The organism is Nonomuraea sp. NPDC049152 (assembly GCF_040648355.1).
GTDB lineage: Bacteria > Actinomycetota > Actinomycetes > Streptosporangiales > Streptosporangiaceae > Nonomuraea.
Window position 1 is genome coordinate 87490 of record NZ_JBEZDO010000027.1, and the last position, 23244, is coordinate 110733.

The following is a 23244-nucleotide window of genomic DNA, read 5'->3' on the forward strand; positions in this document are numbered from 1 at the left end:
CACCGGATGAAGATTCGCCTCATGGCCGGGGTCGTCGCCCTCGGCCTGGCCGTCGCAGGGTGCGGCGGCGGCGCCAGGGTCGACGGCGGCACCACGTCGACCGCGGCCGCCCAGCCCAGTGGCTCGGCGAGCACCTCGGCCGCGGGGACCGTCAAGCTGGCCATCAACCCCTGGGTCGGATACGAGGCCAGTGCGGCCGTCATCGCGCACCTGCTGCAGACCGAGCTCGGCTACACGGTGGAGAAGAAGGAGCTCAAGGAGGAGGTCGCCTGGGCCGGCTTCGAGACCGGCGAGGTCGACGTCATCGTCGAGAACTGGGGCCACGACGACCTCAAGAAGAAGTACATCGACGAGAAGAAGGTCGCCGCCTCCGCGGGCTCGACCGGCAACAAGGGCGTCATCGGCTGGTACGTCCCGCAGTGGATGGCCGACAAGTACCCCGACATCACCGACTACAAGAACCTCAACAAGTACGCCGACCTGTTCAAGACCTCCGAGTCCGGCGGCAAGGGCCAGCTGCTCGACGGCGACCCCTCCTACGTCACCAACGACGAGGCGCTGGTCAAGAACCTGAAGCTGGACTTCAAGGTCGTGACGGGCGGCAGCGAGGCCGCGCTGCTGGAGTCGGCGGTGCAGGCGCAGGAGCAGCAGAAGGCGCTGCTGTTCTACTTCTGGACCCCGCACTGGCTCTTCGACAAGGTCAAGCTGGCCAGGGTGAACCTGCCGGCGTACACCGCGGGCTGCGACGCCGACCCCAAGAAGGTCGCCTGCGACTACTCCGAGCTCGACCTCGACAAGATCGTGAGCAAGAAGTTCGCCGACACCGGCGGCAAGGCCTACGACCTGGTCAAGAACTTCACCTGGACCAACGAGGACCAGAACGCGGTCGCCAACGACATCCAGAACAACGGGATGTCCGCCGAGGCCGCCGCCAAGAAGTGGGTCGACGCCAACCAGGCCAAGTGGCAGGCCTGGCTCCCGAAGTAAACGATCGTGCCCCCCGTCGCTGGCGGGGGGCCACGCCGGAGACCGCACATGAGAACCAAACTGCTGGCCGCGACTCTCGCCTTGGGCCTGATCCTCACCGGCTGCACCACCGAAGAACCCCAGGCGCCCAAGGCCACCGGCACCGTACGGCTGGCCGTCAACCCGTGGGTCGGCTACGAGGCGAGCGCCGCGGTGCTCGCCTACCTCCTTGAGCACGAGCTCGGCTACAAGGTCGAGACCAAGAAGCTGACGGAGGAGCAGTCGTGGAAGGGCTTCGAGAGCGGCGACGTCGACGTCATCGTCGAGAACTGGGGCAGGGAGAAGGAGAAGAAGGAGTTCATCCAGGACAAGAAGGTCGCCGTCTCCGCGGGACTGAACGGCAACAAGGGCGTCATCGGCTGGTACGTGCCGCAGTGGATGGTCGAGGAGTACCCCGACATCACCAACTGGCGCAACCTGAACAAGTACGCCGACCTCTTCAAGACCGACAAGTCCGGCGAGTTCGGGCAGGTGCTCGACGGTGACCCCACCTTCGTCACCGCCGACGAGGACCTGGTCCGCAATCTGAAGCTGAAGTACAAGGTCGTCTACGCGGGCAGCGAGGACGCGCTGATCAAGGCGATGAAGGCCGCCACGAAGAACAGGCGGCCGCTGCTGATGTACTTTTACCAGCCCCAGTGGCTGTTCACCCAGGTCAAGATGGCCAAGATCAACCTGCCCTCCTACGCGATCGGCTGCGACGCCGTGGCGGCGAAGGTGGCCTGCGACTACCCGCCCTACCTGCTGGACAAGATCGTCAGCAAGAAGTTCGCCGACACCGGCGGAAGGGCCTACGAGCTGGTCCGTAACTTCTCGTGGACGAACGACCACCAGAACGCGGTGGCCAGCGACATGACCGACGGCGGCATGTCGGCCGAGCAGGCCGCCAAGAAGTGGGTCGACGCGAACAAAATCGTGTGGAAGGACTGGCTGCCCAGGTGACGCGACGGCGGGCTCTCCCTGCACCTCCAGTGGAGACCCGCCGCGGCACGTCCCGTCGCACCCCCGCCGTAGGCGGGATGACCGGCAGGCTCGACAGGTTCGGCAGGTTCGGGGAGTGTGCTCGGTGTGAAGGGAGTGCGATGAGACTGATGCGAGTGTGCGGTGCGGTCGGCGCGGTGCTGTTCGTGGTCGCCTTCCTCGTCGAGGGCGCCACGCGGGGCGACGGCTACGACCCGCTCATGCATCCCGTCAGCTCGCTCGCCATCGGCGACCTCGGCTGGACCCAGACCACGAACTTCCTCGTGACGGGCCTGCTCATGCTGGCCTTCGCGATCAGCCTGCGAGGCACCTCCCGCTGGGGCCTCGCCCTGATGCTCGCCTTCGCCGTCGGCCTCATCGGGGCGGGGATCTTCGTCACCGACCCGGTGAACGGCTACCCGCGGGGCGCGCCCACGACCTCCACCACGGCGGGCACCCTCCACGACCTGTTCTCCATGCTCGTCTTCGCGGGCCTGCCCATCGCCTGCTTCGTGTACGGCAGGCGCTTCATCGGCTGGGGCAGGCCCGGCTGGGCGGCGTACTCGATCACCACGGGAGTCGTCTTCCTCGCCGGTTTCCTGCTCACGGGGGCGGGCTTCTCCGGCACCGAAGGCCTCACGGACATCGCGGGGCTGCTCCAACGGCTGACGCTCGTCGTCGGCCTGACGTGGGTCGCCCTGCTCGGCAGCGGGCTCCGTACGGTGTACCGTACGTAGTGTGACCGTCGAGTACACCGGCAAGGGCGATCCCGCCCGGAGCCTCGCCCTGCTGTGGCGCACCAGCGAACGCCCGAGCCGCAAGGGCAAGCCCGAGCTGAGCGTGGACCGCATCGTCCGCGCCGCCATCGAGGTCGCCGACGCCGAGGGGCTCTCGGCGCTGTCGATGCGCAGGGTCGCCGAGCGGCTCGGCGTCGGCACCATGTCGCTCTACACCTACGTGCCCGGCAAGCCCGAGCTGCTCGACGTCATGCTCGACACCGTCTACGGCGAGACCGCCCGCCCCGCCGACCTCCCCGGCGGCTGGCGCGCCCGACTGGAGCAGATCGCCAGGGAGAACTGGGCGCTCTACCTGCGCCACCCGTGGCTGCTCCAGGTCGCGACCAGCCGTCCCGTGCTCGGACCCAACGCCACGGCCAAGTACGAGTACGAGCTGCGCGCCATCGACGGCATCGGCCTCACCGACGTCGAGATGGACTCGGTCATCACGCTCGTCACCGGGTTCGTGCACGGCGCGGCCAGGGGCGCGGTGGAGGCCCTTGAGGCGGAGAAGCACACGGGGATGACCGACGAGCAGTGGTGGGCGGCGCACGCGCCGTTCCTGCACAGGATCGCCGACGTGAGCCGCTTCCCCGTCGCCTCCCGCGTCGGCGAGGCCGCCGCCGAGGTGTACGGCTCGGCGCACAGCCCCGAGCACACCTTCGAGTTCGGCCTCCAACGCCTGCTCGACGGCATCTCCCTCCTCATCGACACCCGCTCCTGACCCCCGGCGACGGCAAGGGAAGCGCTGAAGGCCGCCGAGAGACGGCGGCCTTCAGCGACAGGTCGGGCCGTCGAGAGGAAACGGCGGCCTTCAGCGAGGGGGTCAGGCGGGCGCGCCGTAGGTGGCGCGGACCCTGACGACGTGCTCCACCAGGGAGATCAGCGTCGCCTTGACCGAGTCCCTGTTACGGGCGTCGGTCCGCACGATCGGGATGTGCGGCGCGAGCGCCAGCGCCTCGCGCACCTCGTTCTCCGAGTGCGGGAACTGCCCCTCCCAGCCGTTGACGCCCACCACGAAGGGCAGCTTGGCCTCTTCGAAGTAGTCGATCGCGGGGAAGGAGTCGGCGAGCCTGCGGGTGTCGAGCAGCACGACGGCGCCGATCGCGCCGCGTACCAGGTCGTCCCACATGAACCAGAACCGGTGCTGGCCCGGCGTGCCGAACAGGTACAGGATGAGGTCCCTGTCCAGCGAGAGCCTGCCGAAGTCCATGGCCACGGTCGTGGTCTGCTTGTTCGGGGTCAGGCCGAGGTCGTCGATGCCCGCCGAGGCATCGGTCATGACCGCCTCCGTGGTCAGTGGGAGGATCTCGGACACCGCACCCACGAACGTCGTCTTGCCGACGCCGAACCCGCCCGCGACGACGATCTTCGTCGAGGTGAGCCCGCCGCCGCTAGAGCCTGCGAAGTCCACTGAGCACCCTTTCGAGCATGTTCATGTCTGGCTGTCCCTGGTCGAGACGCGGCTGATGCAGGCGCACGAGGCCCTCGTCGGCCATGTCGGCGACGACGACCCTGGCCACGCCGAGCGGGACCCGCAGCAGAGCGGAGATCTCGGCGACGGACCGGAACGACCTGCACAGCGTCATGATGGCCTCCTGCTCGGGGGTGAGCAGGGCCATCTCGTCATCCGGGATAGACATCGAGGAGATCAGCGTCTCCATTGCCATGTGGTAGCGGGGTTCCGACCTGCCGCCGGTGACTGCGTACGGACGGAACAGGGGCTCTTCGTCCCCTGTCCCGTCGCTTCCGTACACCATCACATCACCGGGTCCTGGCAGCCTGGAGTTCCGCGCGGAGAGCCGGGGTGAGCGCCTGGCCGGCGCGGTCCACCAGCAGGGTCATCTGGTAGGCCACCAGACCCATGTCACAGTCGGGCGAGGCCAGGACGGTCAGCACAGAACCGTCGCTGATGGCCATCACCAGGAGCAGGCCACGCTGCATCTCCACGACCGTCTGGGTCACGGGTCCGCCCTCGAAGACGCGCGAGGCGCCAACGGTGAGGCTGAGCAGGCCCGCTGACACGGCCGCCAACTGGTCGGCCCTGTCCGGCGGGAAGCCCTCGGAACTGGCCAGACAGAGGCCGTCGGCCGACACGACGACGGCGTGGGCCACTCCGGGGGTGTTCCTGACGAAGTCAGTGATCAGCCAGTCGAACCTGTGGGCCTCGTGACTCAAGGTCGTCACGCTTCCTCCTTCGTCGGAAGCGTGACCTCGCGACGCTCGCTCACGCCTACTCCTCCTTATCCGACCCGTTAGGGGCGGACTCGTCGTTCAGTTCCGCGCGTCCCCTTTGGACGCCCTGCTGGAAGCTGGACATCCGGTTTCTGATCCGGTCCGCCGAGACGGGCGGCATCGGGGTCATCTGCTGGGGCGGCTGGCCCGCCGTGCCGGGGACCAGGTTCGCCTTGGGGGTGCGCTTGGGGAGACCGGCGGCGGTGATGCCGCCGAGGCTGGGGTCGCTGGCCGCGGCCGCTGCCTGCCACCCCGCGTCGGCGGGGGTCCGCCACAGATCACCATCAGAGGGTACGGCCTGTGCGGGCTGCGCCTCTGGCATGTGGTACTTGGGCTCCCGCCTCGGCGAGGCCGAGGGCCCGGTGGACGACCCCGCGGCAGGCCCTGCGGGCCCGGCGGCGGAGGCAGGCGGTTGCGCGGCCTCCGCGGGACGCCTGAACCAGGCCGACTCCACCGACGCGAAGATCGGCAGGAACTCCTCCTGCTCGGGCTCCATCGGCGAGCTGCCGACCGCGGGCATGGAGGCGGTGTGCTCCTCCCACGGCGCGAACTGCTCGGCCGACGGGTAGGACGGCGTCTGCATCGGGGGCGGTGGGGCCGGGAACGCGCCGGTGTTGCCGCCGTCGGCCCGGGGGGCGCGGCGCGGCAGCCCGCTGTCGACGCTGGGGAAGGACGGGTGCTGCCCGTTCTGGTCCACGCTCGGGAAGGACGGGTGCTGCCCGTTCTTGTCGACGCTGGGGAAGGCCCGGCGCTGCTGGCCGTTCTGGTCCAGGCTGGGGAAGGACGGGTGCGAGCCGCCGGGGTGCGGCGCCGTCTGGTCGAGGTTCGGCATCGCGCTCAGGTCGATGCTCGGGAACGACGGGTGCTGTCCGCCGTGCTGCGGCGGCTGCTGGCGGAAGAAGCCGCCGCTGTCGCCGCCCGTGTCGGCGGTGAAGGCGCCGAAGCTCTGGCGGGAGCCCTGCCCGTGCCCGTTGGAGTCGTAGGACTCGAAGGCGGCGAACGCGCCGTTCTGCGCGGGCGCGCCGAAAGCGGGCGCGGGAGACGCGCTGCCGCGGAAGGCGGGGGGCTGCGGGGGCGGCGGCTGGTTGGCGTCGGGCAGCAGCGTCGGCGGCAGCAGCACCATCGCGATGAGGCCCGCGCCCTCGCCCTTGCGCAACTGCACCCTGATGCCGTGGCGCAGGGCGAGACGGCCGACCACGAACAGGCCCATGCGGCGCGAGACCGACACGTCCACGACGGGCGGCTCGGCCAGACGCCTGTTGGCCTCGGCGAGCTCCGCCTCGTTCATGGAGATGCCCAGGTCGCTCACCGACAGCAGCGCTCCGCCGCCCTCGATGATGCTGCTGGAGACGACGACATTGCTGTTCTTGGGCGAGAACTGGATGGCGTTCTCGACCAGCTCGGCCACCAGGTGGACCAGGTCGTTGGCGGCGCTGCCGACGACCGAGGTCGCGCGGTGCACCTTGACCTGGACGCGCTCGTAGTCCTCGACCTCGGACAGGGCGGCGCGGACGACGTCGACGAGCTTGGCCGGTTGGCTGCGCCTGCGGGTGGGCTCGTGGCCCGCGAGAACCAGGAGGTTCTCGGAGTTGCGGCGCATACGGGTGGCCAGGTGGTCGAGGCTGAACAGGTCGGCGAGGCGGGTGCCGTCCTGCTCGCCCTTCTCCAGGCCGTCGATCAGCGAGATCTGCCGTTCCACCAGCGTCTGCGTGCGGCGGGAGAGGTTGACGAACATCGCGCTGATGTTGCTGCGGAGCTCGGACTCCTCGGCCGCGAGCCGTACGGCCTGGCGGTGGACCTCGTCGAAGGCCTGCGCCACTTCACCGATCTCGTCCTTGCCCTCGACGTCGATCGGCTCGACCTCGGGCACGGTGGGGTTGCCGGAGACGCGCAGGTTGCGCACGACGTCGGGCAGCCTGGATCCGGCGATGTCGAGCGCCTCGCTGCGCAGGCGGCGCAGCGGGGTGACCATCGAGCGGGCGATGAGGACGGTGAAGAGCAGCACCAGCAGGAGCAGGAGCAGGATGGCGCCGCCGATGAGGAGGGCGGTGCGCAGTTCGGCGCTTCTGAGCTCCTCGGCGCGGCTGGTCACGGCCTGGGCGAGGCCGGGGTTCTTGGGGTCGGGGTTCGTCTCGACCTTCTGCATGACCGAGATGGCCTTGGCGTTGTCCTCGAACCACTGGGTGGGGTCGACGAGCAGCGCCCTGGCCTGGAAGGCGGGGCCGTCGTTGGTCAGCCGGATGGCGCGGGCCTTGGTCAGCTCGGCCCTGACCACGTCGCTGTCGTTCCTCAGGCCCGTCGCGAGGGCCGTGGCCCTGGTGGCGCCGGCGTCGGCGGCGAAGCTGTTGACCAGCTGCCACTGCTGGGAACCCGCGGCGATGAAGTCGGTCACCCGCTGCGCGTCGACCTTGGAGGAGCCGTAGTAGGACTCCAGCAGCATGATCCGCTGCCTGGAGACCTCCTCCTTGGCCTTCACCAGCACGGTCAGTGCGCGGAAGTCACCGAGGATCTGCGGGTCGTTGTTGAGGAGGCTCAGCTCCTCGTGGACGCGGACGAGCTGCAAGACCAGGTAGCGGTAGGCACTGGAGTCGGCCCTGGCGCGCTGCTGCCCTCTGATCGCCGACAGCGACCTCAGCTGGGCGGCGGCGAGCTTGGCGGCCTGCTCGACTCGCGGGCCGTAGGAGGCGTCCATCGCGGCCAGGTCGGCCAGGACGGCCTTGACCTGCTTGTCGACGACGTCCTTGCTCTCCTCGTAGGGCTGCTTGAGCTGCTTGCGCTGCTTGGTCGCGTAGAACCAGCCGCCCGTGTCACGCTCCATACCGAGCGACTGGACCAGGTCACGGATGTCGGTGGCCTGCTGGGCGACGACCACCGTGCGGTCGTACGCGCCGATGCTGTCCACGGAGGACACGACCCTCGCTCCGCCCAGCACGACGCCCGCGATGGTGGGCACCAGGATGAGTGCGGTGAGTCGAGATCTCACGCGCCAGTTGCGCAGTCCCATTCGTGGCATCGACCGCTTCCCGCGGTCCCGCCTGGCGGTGCGTCCGCCGTCGGATGTCACCGTCGTCACAGCCGTCGTTACCCCTCAACCCTGTTCCACAACAGGAATCAAAAATGACCGAATTCGCCACTCAACGTATCCGCCACAACTCGCGTACCAGGCAAAACGGACACAATTGTTACAAATGTGACCGCAGACCGTTGCCGTTGGTTACCGGAGTGCAGCGAGCACGTGATCGCGGACGTGGGTCCGCTGCGCGTCGTCGCTGAGGGGGCGTCCGGCGCGGTCCACTACGTAGAAGACGTCAACCGCCTCCGCGCCGAGAGTCTCCACGCGAGCGGCTTTCACGTCAAGCCCACATTCTCCGAAAGCTCGCCCGATCCGCCACAAAAGGCCCGGACGGTCGTGGGCTCTGACCTCCACCACGGTGGCCGTCGCGGACGCGTCCTCGATCAAGGTGACACGGGGTGGGGCGACCGGCACCCTGGGGGGTCGCGTAGATCGCGTACGGCGGGCCAGCCGCTGCTCGATGTCCAGGCGTCCGGCCAGGACGAGGCGCAGGTCAGCCTCGAGAGTCGCGGGGTCGGGCGGCGTGCCGTACTCGGGGACGACGGAGAACTCGATCACGGCCGTGGCGCTCGCGGAAGCGGCGGAGGCGGAGCGGACGACCATCCTGTGCGCGGCCAGGACGCCGGCCGCCCGCCAGAGCAGTCCAGGGCGGTCAGGGGCGACGACTGTGACGTTTGTCCCATTCACCCTGATCGCTCCGCCGCCGTGCCTGGCGAGCGTCGCCTGGGAGGGCGAGAGGGCGGGCGCGGGAGGCAGCGGCGAGCCCGACAGCGCGCTGCGCACCCTGCGCACGAGATCGTCGACGAGCGAGGCCTTCCACGCGTTCCACGCGGCGGGCCCCGTGGCGTGGCCGTCGGCGACGGCGAGCGCCGCGAGCAGGTCGAGCACCTCGCGCGAGCCGACCGCGCCGGCGACCTTCTCGATCGTCACGGGGTCGTCGAGGTCCCGCCTGGTCGCGGTCTCGGGCAGCAGCAGGTGGTGGCGGACGACGGTGGCGAGGATCTCCACGTCCTGTGCCGGCAGCCCGAGACGGGTGCCGATGTCGCGCACGACCACCTCGCCGGTGGCCGAGTGGTCGCCTGGCCAGCCCTTGCCGACGTCGTGCAGGAGGGCGCCGATCAGCAGCAGGTCGGGGCGGGCGACCTCGCGGGTGTAGGCGGCGGCGTTGGCCGCGGCCTCGATGAGGTGGCGGTCGACGGTGAAGCGGTGGATGGGGTTGCGCTGCGGGCGGTGCCGTACGCGCTCCCAGTCGGGCAGCAGCTTCACCAGGATGCCCGCCTGGTCTAGCTCCTCCCACACGGGGACGGCGGCGCGTCCCGCGCCGAGCAGCGCCACGAGCGCGTCGCGGGCCTCGTCGGGCCACGGCACCGGCATCGGCGCCGACTGGCCTGCCAGCACGGAGACGGTGGCAGGCGCCAGCGGCAGTCCCGACTCGGCGGCAGCGGCGGCGGCGCGCAGCACGAGGACGGGGTCGGTGCGAGGGGTGACGCCGCGGGCCAGCACGACCTCGCCCGCGTGCTCGACCACGCCGTCGGCCAGCGGCCTGCGACCGCGAGGGACCGGGCCCGACAGCAGCCGGTCGACGGTGCGCCAGGTGGCGTCGAAGGCGTGGGAGATCGTCCTGCCCGCCTCGGCGAGCCTGCGCATCAGCGCCTCGGCGTCGAGCAGCCCCAGCGTGCCCGCCACCGCGTCCTGCTCCTGCAGGACCAGCCGGTCGGCGCCGCGGGCGGTGACGACGTGGAGCGCATGCCGTACGTCGAGGATGAGCTCGTACGCCTCGCGGACCCGCGGGCCTGGGGCGGAGGCCACCCAGGCGGCGGCCACGGCCTGCATGGCCTGCACGTCGCGCAGCCCTCCACGGCCGTCCTTGAGATCGGGTTCGAGGAGGAAGGCCAGCTCCCCGCTGGTCTGGGCCCGCTTGTCGGCGGAGTCGCGCAGCTCCACGAGCCTGCGGCGGGAATCTGCCCGCCATTCGGCGAGCACCGACTCTCTCGCCTTCCTGGTCAGCTCGGGGTCGCCCGCGACGTGCCTGGCCTGGATCAGGCCGAGCACGACCTTCAGGTCCTCGCGGGCGACCTTCACGGCCTCGTCGACCGTGCGGACCGAGTGGTCGAGGCCCACGCCCGAGTCCCAGATCGGGTACCAGATCCGGTCGGCGAGCCTGGCGACGTCCTGCCTGCCCTCGTGCAGCATGACCAGGTCGAGATCGCTGCCGGGGGCCAGCTCTCCCCTGCCGAGGGAGCCGACGGCGACGAGCGCGACGCCCTCGCCGTCGGAATTCGCCGTCCGCAGGAGATCCTTCAGCCAGCGGTCGGTTTCCGCGGCCCGCTCCTTGCGGGCCGCGGCGAACGATCGGGCGTCCGCTCTCACCGTGCCCTCCGGCCGGGCTCCGCCCGGACCTCCGGCCTGCGTTCCATCACAGGGCTTCGGGACCGCGCTCTCCGGTGCGCACCCGGATCACGGTGTCGACGGGGACGGACCACACCTTGCCGTCGCCGATCTTGCCCGTCTGGGCGGCCTTGACGATGACGTCGATGACCTCCTCGGCGTCGTCCTCCTCCGCCAGCACCTCGAGGCGCACCTTGGGCACCAGGTCGACCTGGTACTCGGCGCCGCGGTACACCTCGGTGTGCCCGCGCTGGCGGCCGTAGCCGCTGGCCTCGCTGACCGTCATGCCCTTGATGCCGAACTGCTCCAGCGCTGCCTTCACGTCGTCGAGCTTGAACGGCTTGATGACGGCGGTGATGAGTCTCATGCGTCCACCTTCTTCGGGGTCGTGGCGAGCGCGGAGGACGCGGTGACACCCGAGGCGTGCACGGAGCCCAGGTCGTAGCCGGTCTCGGCATGCGTGGTGATGTCGACGCCCGCGACCTCCTTGTCGGGGTCGAGCCTGAAGCCCATTGTCTTGTCGATCACCTTGGCCGCGACCCACGACACGGCGAACGAGTAGCCGCCGACCGCGACCGGGCCGAGGATCTGCAGCCCGAGCTGGCTGAGCGGGCCGCCGTAGAGCAGGCCCTCGTTCTGCTGCGGGAGGAAGGGGTAGGCGGCGAGGAAGCCCAGGGAGACCGCGCCGATGACGCCGCCGACCAGGTGCACGCCGACCACGTCGAGGGAGTCGTCGAAGCCGAGGCGGTACTTCAGGCCGACCGCGTAGGCGCAGGCCACGCCGGCGAGCAGGCCGATGACGATGGCCGCCCACGGGTCGACGAAGCCGCACGCAGGGGTGATCGCGACCAGACCGGCGACGGCGCCCGAGGCGACGCCGAGGGTGGTGGCGTGGCCGTCGCGCAGCTTCTCCACCACGAGCCAGGCGCCCGCCGCGACGGCGGTGGCGATCTGCGTGTTCATGAAGGCGAGACCCGCGGTCTGGTCGGGCGCGAGCTCGGAGCCCGCGTTGAAGCCGAACCAGCCGAACCACAGCAGGCCGGTGCCGAGCAGGACCAGCGTCAGGTTGTGCGGGCGCATCGGCTCCTTCCGCCAGCCCTGGCGCTTGCCGAGCACGAGGGCGAGCGCGAGGGCCGCGGCTCCCGCGTTGATGTGGACCACGGTGCCGCCGGCGAAGTCCTCGATGCCGAGCTGGCCGAGCCAGCCGCCGCCCCACACCCAGTGGGCCACGGGGAAGTACACGACCGTCGCCCACACCAGGGAGAAGACCACCCAGGCGCCGAACTTGGCGCGGTCGGCGATGGCGCCGCTGATCAGGGCGACCGTAATGATCGCGAAGGTGAGCTGGAAGGCGGAGAAGACCATCATCGGGAAGTTGTCGGCCGCGGCCGCCTCGGCCGTGACCTGACCTCCCTGGACGACCAGGCCCTCGTAGACCGCGTTGAACACGCCGCTCAGGCCGAGGTTGTCCAGGCCGCCGACGATCAGGTTCAGCGTGTCGCCACCGGAGGCGTCGAACGCCAGCGAGTAGCCGTAGAGGACCCAGGCGATCGTCACCACGATGATGCTGACGAACGACATCATCATCATGTTGAGGACGCTCTTGGCCCTGGTCATGCCCCCATAGAAGAACGCGAGGCCCGGAGTCATGAGCAGCACCAGTGCGGTGCATACCAGCATCCAGGCGGTAGTGCCGCTATCGATCATCGACGCGACCCTCCTTCACTTTCGGCCTGTACGTGTCGCAGTGGATGCCCCCAGCAGCGCACTGACGTATGGCCACAGCGTCTTCTTCTGCCGTTTCGTGCCTTGACCCCAGATGTTTCGCATTCGTGAAACTCCGCGCCCTGGTGTTTCACGGGTGTTTCGGACAAGCCAGTACTACACTTAGGGTTGCCTTACCTAAGCGATCAAGGAAAACACTGATGACGTTCCGTCTGGCCGGGCTCACGGCCGCCGCTCTGCTGTCCGCCCTCGTGCTCACCGCGTGCGGCGCCGCCACCCCCGAAGGGGCGGCTACAGGTCCGACCCGGACGATCAAGCACGCGATGGGCGAGACGAAGGTCCCCGAGACGCCCAAGCGGGTCGTCGTCCTCGACACCGACAAGCTGGACACCATGGTGTCGCTCGGTTTCACCCCCGTCGGCGCCGCCCAGGCGACCGAGAACCAGAAGTGGCCCGCCTACCTGGGCTCGGCCCTGTCGGCCACCAAGTCCGTCGGCACTCTCCAGCAACCGAACCTGGAGGCGATCACGGCGCTGAAGCCCGACCTCATCCTCGGCACCAAGTTCCGCCAGGCCGCTTTCTACGACAAACTCAGCAGGATCGCGCCCACGGTGTTCACCGAGAAGGTCGGCGTCACCTGGAAGGACAACTTCCTCCTCGACGCCGACGCGCTCGGCAGGAAGGCCGAGGCGCAGAAGCTGCTGTCGGCCTACGAGGGCCGCGCCAAGCAGGTCGGCGCGAAGTTCGCCAAGCTCAAGGTGAGCCTCGTGCGCTTCATGCCCACCGAGATCAGGATGTACGGCCCCGAGTCCTTCAGCGGCATCGTGCTCGGCGACGCGGGCGTCCAGCGGCCGGAGGCGCAGCTGCTCGCCGGCCAGGACGACAAGCGGTTCGGCAAGCTGAGCCAGGAGAACATCGCGAAGGCCGACGGCGACGCCCTGTTCTACACCGCGTACGGCGACGCCGCCGCCAAGAGCCAGGCCCAGGTCACCGGCGGCCCGCTGTGGAAGAACCTCGGCGCGGTCACGTCCGGCAACGCGCACAACGTGGACGACGAGGTCTGGATGCTCGGCATCGGCGTCACCGCGGCCGGCAAGATCCTCGACGACCTCGACAAGTACCTGACGCCGCTGTCCTGATATGCGTCGCGTGCATGGCGGGCCTGTTCAACCCGCAGTTGTCCTCATGCCGGGCCAGGCCGATGCTCGGAAGCGTGAACGACTACCACTGGTCCTTCGTCCGTGACCACCTGCCGCCCGCGCCCGCCCACGTGGTGGAGATCGGCTGCGGCCCGTTCGGCGGTTTCGTGCCCCGCCTGCTCTCCCATGGGTACGGCGCGGCGGGCGTCGACCCCGAAGCGCCCGAGGGCCCGCCGTACCACCGGATGGTGTTCGAGAAGTACGAGCTCCCCCGGCGGGTCGACGCGGTCGTCGCCTGCGCCTCGCTGCACCACGTCGACGATCTGGACGAGGTGTTCGGCAAGGTCGCGGGCGCGCTGCGGCCCGGCGGCGTGTTCGTCGTGGTCGAGTGGGCGCGTGAGCTGTTCGACGAGGCGACGGCGCGCTGGTGCTTCGAGCGGCTGTCGGCGCCCACCCCCGAGAACGAGAAGGGCTGGCTGCGGGCGCACAGGGACCGCTGGCTGGCCTCTGGGCTGTCCTGGGAGGCCTATGTCGGCGGCTGGGGCTCCGCTGAGGGGCTGCACACGGGCGAAGGCCAGCAGGCGGCTCTGAGCCGCTGGTTCGAGCCCGTGGCGATGGAGCGCGGGCCGTACTTCTTCACCGACCACGGGGGCGGCGAGGAGCAGGACACGATCGACGCGGGCCTGATCAGGGCCACGGGCCTGCGCTACGTGGGCCGCCGCGCGGACTGATCCGTTCCAGATCCCCGGCCCGCGCAGGGCTGATCGGGAGAAGCCAGAGGCCGCCGGGTGAACCCGGCGGCCTCTGGCGAAGAGCCTCTCGGCGAGGACCCTCAGGCGGCGGCGGTGGCCATCTTGCGTAGCCTGGCCAGAGCGTCGCGCTCGATGCGGCGGGCGCGGTCACGCCCGATGCCGTAGCGCTCGCCGACCTCGGTCAGCGTGTGCTCGCGGCCGTCGAGCAGGCCGTAGCGCCAGCGCAGCATCTCGCTGGTCGGGCCCTCGAGCCCCGTCAGCCACTCGTCGAGGCGCTCGCGCTCCAGGATGTCGATCGCCTGCTGCTCGGGGTCCGCCCACGTCTCGTCGGCGATCATGTCGCCCAGCTCGGTCTCGTCCTCGTCGCCCACGCCGAGCTGCAGCGAGACCGGGTCGGAGGCCCAGCGGCGCAGCTCGCGCACCCGCTCGATCGGCAGATCGAGCACCTTCGCGAGGTCGTCGTCGGTCGGCTCGGCGTCGAACTCGGCCAGCATGTCGCGCCGTACCCGCATCAGCCTCGTCATCTGCTCACCCGCGTGGGTGGGCAGCCGCACCGGGCGGGCCTGCTCGTGGATGGCGCGTCCCACGGACTGCCTGATCCACCAGGTGGCGTAGGTCGAGAACTTGTACCCCCGCCGGTAGTCGAACTTCTCCACCGCCCGTACCAGGCCCAGGTTCCCCTCCTGGACCAGGTCGATCAGCGGCATTCCCCGCCCCGAGTACTTCCTGGCCACCGCGACCACCAGTCGCAGGTTGGCCTGGATGAACTCGTCCTTCGCCCGCTGTCCCGAGATCGCCAGGCGCTCGAGCTCCTCGTCGGCCGCGTCCCCGATCCGCGGCTCCGAGCCCCCGCTGTCGAGCAACTGCTCGGCGAACAGCCCCGCCTCGATCCGCTTGGCGAGTTCGACCTCCTCCTCGGCGGTGAGCAGCGGGACCCTGCCTATCTCCGCCAGATAGGTCCCGAGCAGGTCGCGATCAGCGACCTCCTGCGTGCGATTCCCCGTAGGCCTTGCCATCCCCAGGCACCTCGTTCCCGCAGCTGCGTCTATATCCCGCCAACGTCCGGTCCGAAGCAAAGATTCCCAAAAGAACTACGACCAGAGGACGGTTCTGCGCCTCCTCCTCAGGGAGGAGAGAAGGCCTCGCCCGCCCGTCGGCAAGCGGCGGGAGCGACGTCGATCCGCCGCCCCCGTCGCAGGTCACGCCACTTGCGGCGGCTCCGACCAGAGGATGACTCGCGGGCCTAACGCACCCGCTCCCCCGCCCGCCACACCTGCCGCACGAGGGGCACACCCGGCCGGTAGGCCAGGTGCACGAACGAAGGGGCGTCCAGGACGACGAGGTCGGCCCGCGCGCCCTCGCGCAGCTGCCCGATGTCGTCGCGGCGCAGGGCCCTCGCCCCTCCGTAGGTCGCGGCCCTGACCGCCTCCATCGGCGTCATCCCCATCTCCCGTACGGCCAGCGCCACGCAGAACGGCATCGACGAGGTGAACGACGAGCCCGGGTTGCAGTCGGTGGCGATGGCCACCGTGACACCCGCGTCGATCAGCCGGCGCGCGTCAGGATAGGGCGAACGGGTGGAGAACTCGGCCCCCGGCAGCAGCGTGGCCACCGTGTCCGAGGAGGCCAGCGCGTCGACGTCGGCGTCCGTCAGGTGCGTGCAGTGGTCGGCGGAGGCCGCGTCCAGCTCGACCGCGATCCGCACGCCCGGGCCCTCGGTGAGCTGGTTGGCGTGCACCCGCGGCAGCAGCCCGGCCTTGATCCCCGCCTGGAGGATCTCGCGCGTCTGGTCGCCGTCGAAGGCGCCCCGCTCGCAGAAGACGTCCACCCACTTCGCGTACGGCGCGCACGCCCGCAGCATCTCGCCCGTGACGGTCCTGACGTAGTCGTCAGCGTCGGCGCCGGCCGGCACGACGTGCGCGCCCAGGTAGGTCGTCTCGTCGGTCAGCGAGGTGGCGATCTCCAGCGAGCGCCGCTCGTCCTCGACCGTCAGCCCGTAGCCGCTCTTGATCTCCACGGTGGTCGTGCCCTGCGCGGTCATCTCCGCCACCAGCGCCGCCGCCCGCGTGGCCAGCTCCGCTTCGCCCGCCGCCCTGGTGGCCTCGACCGTGGTGCGGATGCCGCCCGCGGTGTAGCTCTGGCCCGACATGCGGGCGTTGAACTCGAAGGTGCGGTCGCCGGCGAAGACCAGGTGCGCGTGGCTGTCGACGAAGCCGGGGATGACGCATCGCCTTCCGACGTCGTGGCGCTCGTCGCACGCGGGCGCCTCGCTGGAGGGGCCCACCCACGCGATCCGCTCGCCCTCGACGACCACCGCGGCGTCGAGACGCTCGACCTGCCCGTCGAAGAGCATCCCGATCCCGTCGATGAGGGTACTCATCTGATCGCTCCCATCGCCTCGTTCAGCATCCGCCCGACGTCTCCCAGCTCGTGCCGGCCGTCGGTGACGATCCGGCGACCGCCCGAGATCACACTGTGCACGTCCGCGGCCGTCGCCGCGAACACGATCGACTCCACGGCGCTATCGCGTGTCGCGCCTGCCGTACGGACCGAGTCGAGGCGCACGGAGACCAGGTCGGCCCACGCGCCGGGGACGAGGCTTCCCGCGTCGGGGAAGCCCAGCGACGCGTGACCGGCGGAGGTGGCGGCGGCCAGGAGTTCGGGCGCGCGCCAGTGGCCGCGCCTCTCACTGGCGAGGCGCTCGTTCAGCTCGACCGCGCGGGCCTCCTCGAACAGGTCGACGACGGCGTGGCTGTCGGAGCCGAGCGTGATCGGCGAACCCCTGTCGTACAGCGCGCGGGCGGGGCCGATGCCGTCGGCGAGGTCGCGCTCGGTCGTCGGGCACATGCAGACGTGGGTGCGCGAGTGGCCGAGCAGTTCGAGGTCGACCTCGGCCAGGTGAGTGGCGTGGACGGCGGTGGAGCGAGGGCCGAGCGCGCCGTGCTCGTGCAGCACCTGGACGGGCGTGGCGGCGTAGCGCTCGACGCACGCGGCGTTCTCCGCCCGCTGCTCGGAGACGTGCGCGTGCAGCGGGGCCGCGTGCTTGCGGGAGAACTCGGCGACCGTCGGCATCTGCTCGGGCGGCACGGCCCTGATGGAGTGGATGGCGGCGCCGATCTCGACGTCGTGCCGCCCCTCGTAGGCGGCGGCCAGGCCCTCGGCCCTGACCGCCCACGCGTCGCTGGTGCCGTCGCCGAAGCGCCGCTGCGTCCCCAGGAGCGCGGTGCCGACCCCGCCGGTCAGGTAACAGGTGTCCAGCAACGCGATGCGCAGGCCGGCCTCTCGCGCGGCCTGGATCAGCGCGTGCCCCATCTCGTTCGGATCGTCGTACGGCACGCCGTCCGGCCCGTGGTGCAGGTAGTGGAACTCGCCCACGCAGGTGATGCCCGCCATGGCCATCTCCGCGTAGGTCGCCCTGGCGAGCCTCAGGTAGGAGTCGGGGTCGAGGGCGCCCGCCACCTCGTACATCTGCTCGCGCCACGTCCAGAAGTCGCCCTTGCCCGTCTGGGTGGTGCCGCGCAGCGCCCGGTGGAAGGCGTGGGAGTGGGCGTTGGCCATGCCGGGGATCGTCAGCCCTTCGAGGACGATCCCCTGGCGAGCGTCCCTGCCCACCGAGACGATCCGCTCGTCCTCGACCTCGATCAGCACGCTGTCGGCGACGCCCTCGGGCAGCAGGGCGAGCTCGCACCAGTAGACGGTCATCGCGCCAGCTCCTCCAGCACACCCGCGAGGGCGGTGACCCCGTGCGCGCAGTCGTCGGCCTCGGCGTGCTCCTTCGGCGAGTGGGAGACGCCCGTGTGGTTGCGCACGAACAGCATGGCCGCGGGGACGCCGGCCGCCGCGAGAATGCCCGCGTCGTGGCCCGCGCCTGTCGGCAGCACGGGAGCGGGACGCCGCCCCGCCGCCCGAACGTCCGCGAGGGCGGAGCCCACGGCTGCGGCCAGCCGGTCGCGCAGCGGCACCTCGAAGTCGACGACGGGAGTCCAGGACTCCTCGCTCACGCTCCTGCCGTCGGACAGCTCCTCCACCAGGGCCCTGACGGCCTGCTCGGCGCCGCCCCTCGCGTCCAGCCACGCGGAGACCAGCCCAGGGACCGCGTTGGCGTTGTTCGGCGACACCCGCACCTTGCCGAACGTCGCCACGATCCCGTGCTTCTCCGCCGCCTCACGCGCCTGGAGGACGGCGCGGGCGTAGTCGAGCATCGGGTCGTCCCTGTCCTCGAGTCGCGTCGTTCCCGCGTGGTTGGCCTCGCCGTGGAAGTCGAACCGCCACCTGCCGTGCGGCCAGATCGCGCTCGCCACCCCGACGGGCTCGTCCAGGTCGGCGAGGCCGCGTCCCTGCTCCACGTGCAGCTCGACGAACACGCCGATCCTGGCCCTGGTCTCGTCGTCCCTGCCCAGCTCGTCCGGCCGCCGCCCTGCCGCGCGCAGCACCTCGGCCATCGTGGCGCCGTCGTCGTCGGTCAGCCCCCTGGCCCTGCCGGGGTCGAGCACGCCGGTCAGCAGCCGCGAGCCCATGCACGGCACGCCGAACCTGGCGCCCTCCTCGTCGGTGAAGCAGGCGACGCCGATCGGTCTGGAGGGGGTGAAGCCCTTGCCCTTCAGCAGGTCGAGGGCGTGGAAGGCGGACACGACGCCCAGAGGGCCGTCGAACGCGCCGCCCTGCCGTACGGAGTCGAGGTGGCTGCCCGTGACCACGCCGGGTTCGCGGTCGGGGTCGCCCCACCAGGCCCACAGGTTGCCGTTGCGGTCGTCGTGCAGGCCGAGGCCGCGCCTGGCGGCCTCCTGCCGGAACCACTCCCGCAGTTCCTCGTCCGCGGGCGACCACGCGTCCCGCACATAGCCGTTGGTCGCGGGATCCCGTCCGATACGCGAGAGTTCATCCAGCATGCCCTCACTCTAGTGAATGAATCCATTCACCCTCTCCGACACCCCGGGGGACGGCCCGCGGATCCACGGTCGTCCCGCCGGGGTGAGACGGACCCGCTAGGAGACGGGGCCGTCGCTGGGGCGGAGGGTGAGCTCGGTCAGGTGGGCGTCGGGGCCCGCGTTGATCGCCGCCAGTACGGCCCTGGCCACGGTGTCCGGCTCCAGGTACTTCTCGGGCTCGAACGCGCCGCCCTCCTGGGCCCGCACACCGCGCTGCATGTCGGTGGCGACGCGCCCGGGGAAGACGGTCGTGACCCGCAGGCCCGGCTCCTCCAGGCGCAGCCCGTCGGCGAAGGCGCGCAGCGCGAACTTGCTGGCCGCGTACGACACCCATCCGGGGTTGGCCCGCAACCCTGCCCCGGAGTTGATCAGCACCACGTGCCCGCCCGCCGACCTCAGGGCGGGAAGCAGCAGCCTGGTCAGCTCGGCGACGGCGATCACGTTGATGTCCATGGTCCGCCGCCACACCTCGGCAGGGGTGTCCTCGATGCGGCCGAGCGTGACCACGCCCGCGCTGTGGACGAGGACGTCGAGCCGGTCGACGCCCTCGACGTCGCGTTCGGTGATCTCGGCGAGCTCCACCGGCCATGCCCGGGCGTCGGGCAGGTCCGCGGCCAGCTCGTCCAGCGCGGCCCTGTCGCGGCCGCCGAGGATCAGCCGGTGGGTCGGCGCCAGCGCCCTGGCGATCGCCTCGCCCACACCCCTCGAAGCCCCTGTGATCAGTGCGGTTCTCATGGCCGCCAGCCTAGGGGCCGCAGCTCGCCCGTCCCCGGTTTGGACAGCTCGAGCGAGTGCTCGTGGCCCGGGTAGCCGGGATCGGTCGGCCTGATGCGCACCCGCGCGAGGTCGGCCTCCTGCAGGACGCAGGAGTACCACCCGCCGTCCGAACGGAACTCCCAGCGGCCGGCGAGCCTGTCGAGCCCTTCGCGCCTGACGAGCTCCTCGGCCGCGTCCTCCCCTGCCGCCGGGCCAAGGGGGTAGCCGAAGACGGTCATCGGCTGCCATCCGCCCTCGGCCCGCCCGACATAGCCGAGCAGGGCGCCGTCGTCCTCTCTCACGATCTCCTTCACGGTTGACACCATACTCAAGTTTGTATTCAAATTTGAGTGTGCAGACAACGCGGGTTCTGATCCTCGGCACGTTGCTTGACGAGCCGATGAACGGCTACCAGGTGCGGCGCCGCCTCGAGATGATGGGCGCCGACCAGTGGGGCAACGTCGCCTTCGGCTCGATCTACCACGGGCTCGGCAAGATGGCGGACGAGGGACTGCTCGACATCGTCGAGAGCGGCAAGGGCGGCAAGACCATGTACGCGATCACCGAAGACGGCCGGTTCGAGTTCCACCGCCTGCTCATGACGCTCTGGTACGAGATCAGGCCGATCGTCGACCCCTTCCAGGTGGCGATGACCTTCATGGACAGGCTCGACAGGCCGATGCTCAAGGACGCGCTGCGGACCAGAGCCGAAGAGCTCGTCAGGTCGATCGCCATGCTCCAACGGGCGCTGGGAAGCAAGCAGGCCTTCGGCGCCCCCCGGCACGTCGACGAGAACCTGCGGCTGAACATCGGCATGCTCAACGCCCAGCTCACCTGGGTGCGGGAAGCCATCGACAAGGTCGAAGAAGGAGACCTCCCCTGATGATCATCAGTGCGCAAGGCTTAAGGAAAACCTTCGTCACCAAGAGCAGGAAAGGCACGCAGACCGTCGAAGCGGTCAAGGGCGTCGACCTGGAGGTGAAGAGCGGCGAGATCTACGGTGTCCTCGGCCCGAACGGCGCCGGCAAGACCACCACGATCAGGATGCTCGCCACCCTCATCGTCCCCGACGCGGGCACGGCCACGATCGCGGGGCACGACCTGGTCAAGGAGCCGGGCCAGATCAGGCGCAAGCTCGGCTACGTCAGCCAGGCCGGCGGGGTGGAGGAGCAGAACTCCCCCCGCGCGCAGGTCGTGTTCGCGGCCAAGATCTACGGCGTGCCCGACCCGGCGCAGGCGGCCGACGAGATCCTCAAGAAGATGGACCTCGCCGAGATCGCCGACCGGCCGGGCCGTACCCTCTCCGGGGGTCAGAAGCGCCGCGTCGCCATCGCCCTCGGCCTGGTCCACACCCCGCCGCTGCTGTTCCTGGACGAGCCGACCACCGGCCTCGACCCGCAGAACCGCGCCAACCTGTGGGACAGGATCAAGGAGCTGCGGCAGCAGGGCACCAGCGTCCTGCTGACCACGCACTACCTGGAGGAGGCCGACGCGCTCTGCGACCGCCTCGCGATCGTGGACCACGGCGTCGTCGTGGCCGAGGGCACCCCGGCCGAGCTCAAGCGGTCGGTGTCCGGCGACGTCGTCACCCTCAGGCTCGACGAGCTGGAGCGGGCCGCGACCGTGCTCGGCCCGATGGCGAAGCAGATCCGCGTCGACGAGGACATGCTCCGCGTCTACGTCGACGACGGCGAGCACGCGCTCCCGCCGCTGCTGCGCACGCTGGAGGCCGAAGGACTCTCCCTGCGCTCCATCGCCCTCGAACGGGCCACGCTCGACGACGTCTTCCTGGCCAAGACCGGCCGGTCCCTGCGCGACACCGGAGCCGCCGCATGATCCGCGACACCTCGCTGTTCTTCGGCCACGAGGTCAGGAACACGCTGCGCAACCCGATCTGGCCGCTGTTCGGCATCATGCAGCCGGTCATGTACCTGCTGCTGTTCGCGCCGCTCTACGCGGGCATGGCCTTCCAGGGCGACCTCGGCAAGGCCCTGACGTCCTTCGCGCCCGGCATGCTCGTGATCACCGCGCTGTTCGGCTCGATGGGCGTCGCCTACGGCACCATCTACGAGATCCGCAGCGGCGTGCTGGAGCGGATCGCAGTCAGCCCCACGTGGCGGCCCGCGATCGTGCTCGGCAGGATGCTGCGCGACGTGGTCGCCCTGATGATCCAGTCGCTGGCGGTGATCCTCATCGCCCTACTGATGGGGCTGCGCATCGGCTTCCTCGGCCTGATCCTCATGCTGCTCCTGCTCGGCGTCACCGGCCTGTTCGCCTCCGGCGTCGCCTACGGCCTGGCCCTCGGCCTGCGCGACGAGAACGCGATGGGACAGATCATGCAGTTCTTCGCGCTGCCGCTGATGCTGCTGTCGGGTGCGCTGCTGCCCATGGCGCTCGGACCCGACTGGCTGGAGAAGATCGCCTGGTTCACGCCCTTCTACCACCCCGTCGAGGCGGGGCGCGCGCTGTTCGCGGGCTCGCTGACCGACGCGTCCATCCCCGTGGCGTTCGGCGTCATGGTCGTGCTCGCCGCGCTGACCGTCACCTGGTCCGTCCGCTCCCTACGCAGGCTCGCCGGCTGACTGGAAGGTCCCCGTCTCCTCCGTCATCCGCTCGTACTCCTCCAGCCTGGCCTGCGTCCGCAGCGGCGCCGCGTCGGCCATCGCCTCCACCAGGGCCATGGCCAGAGCCAGTGGGGCCGCGTGCGAGTCGAACACCAGCCGCTCCCCGACCGGCGCGTCCAGCACGACGTCGGCGGGGAAGCCCGGCCTGTCGGTGATCACGGCGGTCTTGAGCCCGAGCTTGCCCGCGTACTCCAGCGCCTGTACGGCCTCCGCCGGATACCTCGGCAGGATCACGGCCACCGCCCACTCCGCGCCCGCCCTGCGCGCCGCGTGCAGCCCGTCGACCAGCTCGGAGCCACCGTGGACGAGCAGGCGGACGTCAGGGTGGACGCGCCTGGCGAAGTAGGCGAACGTGGTCGCGAGCCCCGACGAGACGCGCAACCCCAGCACGGGCAGCGGCTCGGTCGCGGCGAGCGACTCGCCCAGCTCCTTCAGCGGCAGACCGGCCAGGCGGTCGCGGATGAGGGTGAGGTTGCGGATCTCGTCGTCGATCGCGCCCTTGAGCAGGCTGCCGCCCTCCGGCCTGCCGCCCAGCACGAGGGGGCGCAGGGCCTGCCTCAGCTCGGGGTAGCCGCCGAAGCCCAGCACCATCGCGAACCTGGTCACCGAGGGCTGGCTCACGCCCGCCCGCTCGGCCAGCTCGACGCTGGACAGGAAGATCGCCTCGTCCAGGTGGTCGGACAGGTAGTGCGCGATCCGCCGCTGCACCGGCGACAGGCGCCTGCCGTCCAGGAGCCCTTCAAGTCCGTCCCTCACGCCACCTCCAACACACTGACCAACCCAACCCCTTCCCGTCACCCGGAACCCGACGACGTCCGGAGACCCGCGGTCCCGCAACCCGGCGACTCCTCAGCCCCGAAGA

At 70.4% G+C, this 23244-nt stretch carries 23 protein-coding genes; 9 read left to right on the forward strand and 14 right to left on the reverse strand.

Annotated features, from left to right (window positions below):
- Window positions 1-6: 6 nt before the first annotated feature.
- The 4 genes from AB0B45_RS37475 to AB0B45_RS37490 all read left to right on the forward strand — a co-directional run bounded on the left by AB0B45_RS37475 (window position 7) and on the right by AB0B45_RS37490 (window position 3486).
- On the forward strand, window positions 7-987 hold the full coding sequence (locus tag AB0B45_RS37475) for an ABC transporter substrate-binding protein (protein ID WP_358140765.1): 981 nt from the start codon (window positions 7-9) through the stop codon (window positions 985-987).
- A 48-nt stretch (window positions 988-1035) separates the two neighbouring features.
- Window positions 1036-1968 carry an ABC transporter substrate-binding protein gene (locus AB0B45_RS37480; protein WP_358140768.1) on the forward strand — a complete coding sequence of 311 codons (933 nt, stop codon included), beginning with the start codon at window positions 1036-1038 and terminating at the stop codon, window positions 1966-1968.
- A 140-nt stretch (window positions 1969-2108) separates the two neighbouring features.
- A complete protein-coding gene (locus AB0B45_RS37485) occupies window positions 2109-2723 on the forward strand; it encodes a DUF998 domain-containing protein (protein WP_358140771.1) in 615 nt (204 codons plus the stop codon).
- A 1-nt stretch (window position 2724) separates the two neighbouring features.
- The gene (locus AB0B45_RS37490) at window positions 2725-3486 is read left to right on the forward strand and encodes a TetR/AcrR family transcriptional regulator (protein ID WP_358140773.1); all 762 of its coding nucleotides are present in this window, start codon (window positions 2725-2727) and stop codon (window positions 3484-3486) included.
- A gap of 102 nt (window positions 3487-3588) precedes the next feature.
- On the opposite strand, the gene AB0B45_RS37495 is transcribed toward AB0B45_RS37490, so the two are convergent.
- The 7 genes from AB0B45_RS37495 to AB0B45_RS37525 all read right to left on the reverse strand — a co-directional run bounded on the left by AB0B45_RS37495 (window position 3589) and on the right by AB0B45_RS37525 (window position 12165).
- A complete protein-coding gene (locus AB0B45_RS37495) occupies window positions 3589-4176 on the reverse strand; it encodes an ATP/GTP-binding protein (RefSeq protein ID WP_358140776.1) in 588 nt (195 codons plus the stop codon).
- Window positions 4157-4522 carry a DUF742 domain-containing protein gene (locus AB0B45_RS37500; protein ID WP_358140779.1) on the reverse strand — a complete coding sequence of 122 codons (366 nt, stop codon included), beginning with the start codon at window positions 4520-4522 and terminating at the stop codon, window positions 4157-4159. The genes AB0B45_RS37495 and AB0B45_RS37500 overlap by 20 nt, the downstream gene beginning before the upstream one ends.
- Before the next feature lie 4 nt (window positions 4523-4526).
- The gene (locus AB0B45_RS37505) at window positions 4527-4949 is read right to left on the reverse strand and encodes a roadblock/LC7 domain-containing protein (RefSeq protein WP_183648813.1); all 423 of its coding nucleotides are present in this window, start codon (window positions 4947-4949) and stop codon (window positions 4527-4529) included.
- A 46-nt stretch (window positions 4950-4995) separates the two neighbouring features.
- A complete protein-coding gene (locus AB0B45_RS37510; protein ID WP_358140782.1) occupies window positions 4996-8010 on the reverse strand; it encodes a nitrate- and nitrite sensing domain-containing protein in 3015 nt (1004 codons plus the stop codon).
- 201 nt (window positions 8011-8211) lie between these two features.
- Window positions 8212-10440 carry a [protein-PII] uridylyltransferase gene (locus tag AB0B45_RS37515; protein WP_358140785.1) on the reverse strand — a complete coding sequence of 743 codons (2229 nt, stop codon included), beginning with the start codon at window positions 10438-10440 and terminating at the stop codon, window positions 8212-8214.
- A gap of 46 nt (window positions 10441-10486) precedes the next feature.
- On the reverse strand, window positions 10487-10825 hold the full coding sequence (locus AB0B45_RS37520) for a P-II family nitrogen regulator (RefSeq protein ID WP_183648817.1): 339 nt from the start codon (window positions 10823-10825) through the stop codon (window positions 10487-10489).
- A complete protein-coding gene (locus AB0B45_RS37525) occupies window positions 10822-12165 on the reverse strand; it encodes an ammonium transporter (protein WP_358140788.1) in 1344 nt (447 codons plus the stop codon). Before AB0B45_RS37525 ends, AB0B45_RS37520 begins: the two co-directional genes overlap by 4 nt.
- Window positions 12166-12383: 218 nt before the next feature.
- Here AB0B45_RS37525 and AB0B45_RS37530 point away from each other — a divergent pair, with 218 nt between their 5' ends.
- Window positions 12384-13322: an iron-siderophore ABC transporter substrate-binding protein gene (locus tag AB0B45_RS37530; RefSeq protein WP_358140791.1), complete on the forward strand. Its 939-nt coding sequence runs from the start codon at window positions 12384-12386 to the stop codon at window positions 13320-13322.
- A 74-nt stretch (window positions 13323-13396) separates the two neighbouring features.
- A complete protein-coding gene (locus tag AB0B45_RS37535) occupies window positions 13397-14053 on the forward strand; it encodes a methyltransferase domain-containing protein (protein WP_358140793.1) in 657 nt (218 codons plus the stop codon).
- Window positions 14054-14154: 101 nt separating this feature from the next.
- On the opposite strand, the gene AB0B45_RS37540 is transcribed toward AB0B45_RS37535, so the two are convergent.
- The 6 genes from AB0B45_RS37540 to AB0B45_RS37565 form a co-directional block, all read right to left on the reverse strand.
- The gene (locus tag AB0B45_RS37540; RefSeq protein WP_358140795.1) at window positions 14155-15090 is read right to left on the reverse strand and encodes a sigma-70 family RNA polymerase sigma factor; all 936 of its coding nucleotides are present in this window, start codon (window positions 15088-15090) and stop codon (window positions 14155-14157) included.
- A gap of 227 nt (window positions 15091-15317) precedes the next feature.
- Window positions 15318-16454: an imidazolonepropionase gene (gene hutI, locus AB0B45_RS37545; protein WP_358140798.1), complete on the reverse strand. Its 1137-nt coding sequence runs from the start codon at window positions 16452-16454 to the stop codon at window positions 15318-15320.
- Complete coding sequence (locus tag AB0B45_RS37550; protein ID WP_358140800.1) at window positions 16451-17776, reverse strand: formimidoylglutamate deiminase; 1326 nt, start codon at window positions 17774-17776, stop codon at window positions 16451-16453. Before AB0B45_RS37550 ends, hutI begins: the two co-directional genes overlap by 4 nt.
- On the reverse strand, window positions 17773-18963 hold the full coding sequence (locus tag AB0B45_RS37555) for an allantoate amidohydrolase (protein ID WP_358140803.1): 1191 nt from the start codon (window positions 18961-18963) through the stop codon (window positions 17773-17775). The genes AB0B45_RS37550 and AB0B45_RS37555 overlap by 4 nt, the downstream gene beginning before the upstream one ends.
- A 96-nt stretch (window positions 18964-19059) precedes the next feature.
- Window positions 19060-19737, reverse strand: a complete 678-nt coding sequence (locus AB0B45_RS37560; protein WP_358140806.1) for an SDR family oxidoreductase — start codon at window positions 19735-19737, stop codon at window positions 19060-19062.
- A complete protein-coding gene (locus tag AB0B45_RS37565; RefSeq protein WP_358140808.1) occupies window positions 19734-20072 on the reverse strand; it encodes a hypothetical protein in 339 nt (112 codons plus the stop codon). Before AB0B45_RS37565 ends, AB0B45_RS37560 begins: the two co-directional genes overlap by 4 nt.
- 38 nt (window positions 20073-20110) lie before the next feature.
- Here AB0B45_RS37565 and AB0B45_RS37570 point away from each other — a divergent pair, with 38 nt between their 5' ends.
- From AB0B45_RS37570 to AB0B45_RS37580, 3 genes are read left to right on the forward strand one after another with little or no spacing between them, the layout of a single operon-like run.
- Complete coding sequence (locus tag AB0B45_RS37570) at window positions 20111-20641, forward strand: PadR family transcriptional regulator (protein ID WP_358140811.1); 531 nt, start codon at window positions 20111-20113, stop codon at window positions 20639-20641.
- Window positions 20641-21594: an ATP-binding cassette domain-containing protein gene (locus AB0B45_RS37575; protein ID WP_358140814.1), complete on the forward strand. Its 954-nt coding sequence runs from the start codon at window positions 20641-20643 to the stop codon at window positions 21592-21594. Before AB0B45_RS37570 ends, AB0B45_RS37575 begins: the two co-directional genes overlap by 1 nt.
- On the forward strand, window positions 21591-22340 hold the full coding sequence (locus AB0B45_RS37580; protein ID WP_358140817.1) for an ABC transporter permease: 750 nt from the start codon (window positions 21591-21593) through the stop codon (window positions 22338-22340). The genes AB0B45_RS37575 and AB0B45_RS37580 overlap by 4 nt, the downstream gene beginning before the upstream one ends.
- On the opposite strand, the gene AB0B45_RS37585 is transcribed toward AB0B45_RS37580, so the two are convergent.
- Window positions 22320-23138: a MurR/RpiR family transcriptional regulator gene (locus AB0B45_RS37585; RefSeq protein WP_358140820.1), complete on the reverse strand. Its 819-nt coding sequence runs from the start codon at window positions 23136-23138 to the stop codon at window positions 22320-22322. The two genes, AB0B45_RS37580 and AB0B45_RS37585, sit on opposite strands and share 21 nt — an antisense overlap.
- Window positions 23139-23244: the final 106 nt, after the last annotated feature.

What these genes read in the sequence shown, in the direction of transcription:
- AB0B45_RS37510 (WP_358140782.1), bottom strand. Translation starts at nt 8,010, where the DNA reads ATGCCACGAATGGGACTGCGCAACTGGCGCGTGAGATCTCGACTCACC.
- AB0B45_RS37555 (WP_358140803.1), bottom strand. Translation starts at nt 18,963, where the DNA reads ATGCTGGATGAACTCTCGCGTATCGGACGGGATCCCGCGACCAACGGC.
- AB0B45_RS37500 (WP_358140779.1), bottom strand. Translation starts at nt 4,522, where the DNA reads ATGGTGTACGGAAGCGACGGGACAGGGGACGAAGAGCCCCTGTTCCGT.
- AB0B45_RS37475 (WP_358140765.1), top strand. Translation starts at nt 7, where the DNA reads ATGAAGATTCGCCTCATGGCCGGGGTCGTCGCCCTCGGCCTGGCCGTC.
- AB0B45_RS37530 (WP_358140791.1), top strand. Translation starts at nt 12,384, where the DNA reads ATGACGTTCCGTCTGGCCGGGCTCACGGCCGCCGCTCTGCTGTCCGCC.
- hutI (WP_358140798.1), bottom strand. Translation starts at nt 16,454, where the DNA reads ATGAGTACCCTCATCGACGGGATCGGGATGCTCTTCGACGGGCAGGTC.
- AB0B45_RS37520 (WP_183648817.1), bottom strand. Translation starts at nt 10,825, where the DNA reads ATGAGACTCATCACCGCCGTCATCAAGCCGTTCAAGCTCGACGACGTG.
- AB0B45_RS37560 (WP_358140806.1), bottom strand. Translation starts at nt 19,737, where the DNA reads ATGAGAACCGCACTGATCACAGGGGCTTCGAGGGGTGTGGGCGAGGCG.
- AB0B45_RS37525 (WP_358140788.1), bottom strand. Translation starts at nt 12,165, where the DNA reads ATGATCGATAGCGGCACTACCGCCTGGATGCTGGTATGCACCGCACTG.
- AB0B45_RS37575 (WP_358140814.1), top strand. Translation starts at nt 20,641, where the DNA reads ATGATCATCAGTGCGCAAGGCTTAAGGAAAACCTTCGTCACCAAGAGC.
- AB0B45_RS37580 (WP_358140817.1), top strand. Translation starts at nt 21,591, where the DNA reads ATGATCCGCGACACCTCGCTGTTCTTCGGCCACGAGGTCAGGAACACG.
- AB0B45_RS37485 (WP_358140771.1), top strand. Translation starts at nt 2,109, where the DNA reads ATGAGACTGATGCGAGTGTGCGGTGCGGTCGGCGCGGTGCTGTTCGTG.
- AB0B45_RS37480 (WP_358140768.1), top strand. Translation starts at nt 1,036, where the DNA reads ATGAGAACCAAACTGCTGGCCGCGACTCTCGCCTTGGGCCTGATCCTC.
- AB0B45_RS37550 (WP_358140800.1), bottom strand. Translation starts at nt 17,776, where the DNA reads ATGACCGTCTACTGGTGCGAGCTCGCCCTGCTGCCCGAGGGCGTCGCC.
- AB0B45_RS37540 (WP_358140795.1), bottom strand. Translation starts at nt 15,090, where the DNA reads ATGGCAAGGCCTACGGGGAATCGCACGCAGGAGGTCGCTGATCGCGAC.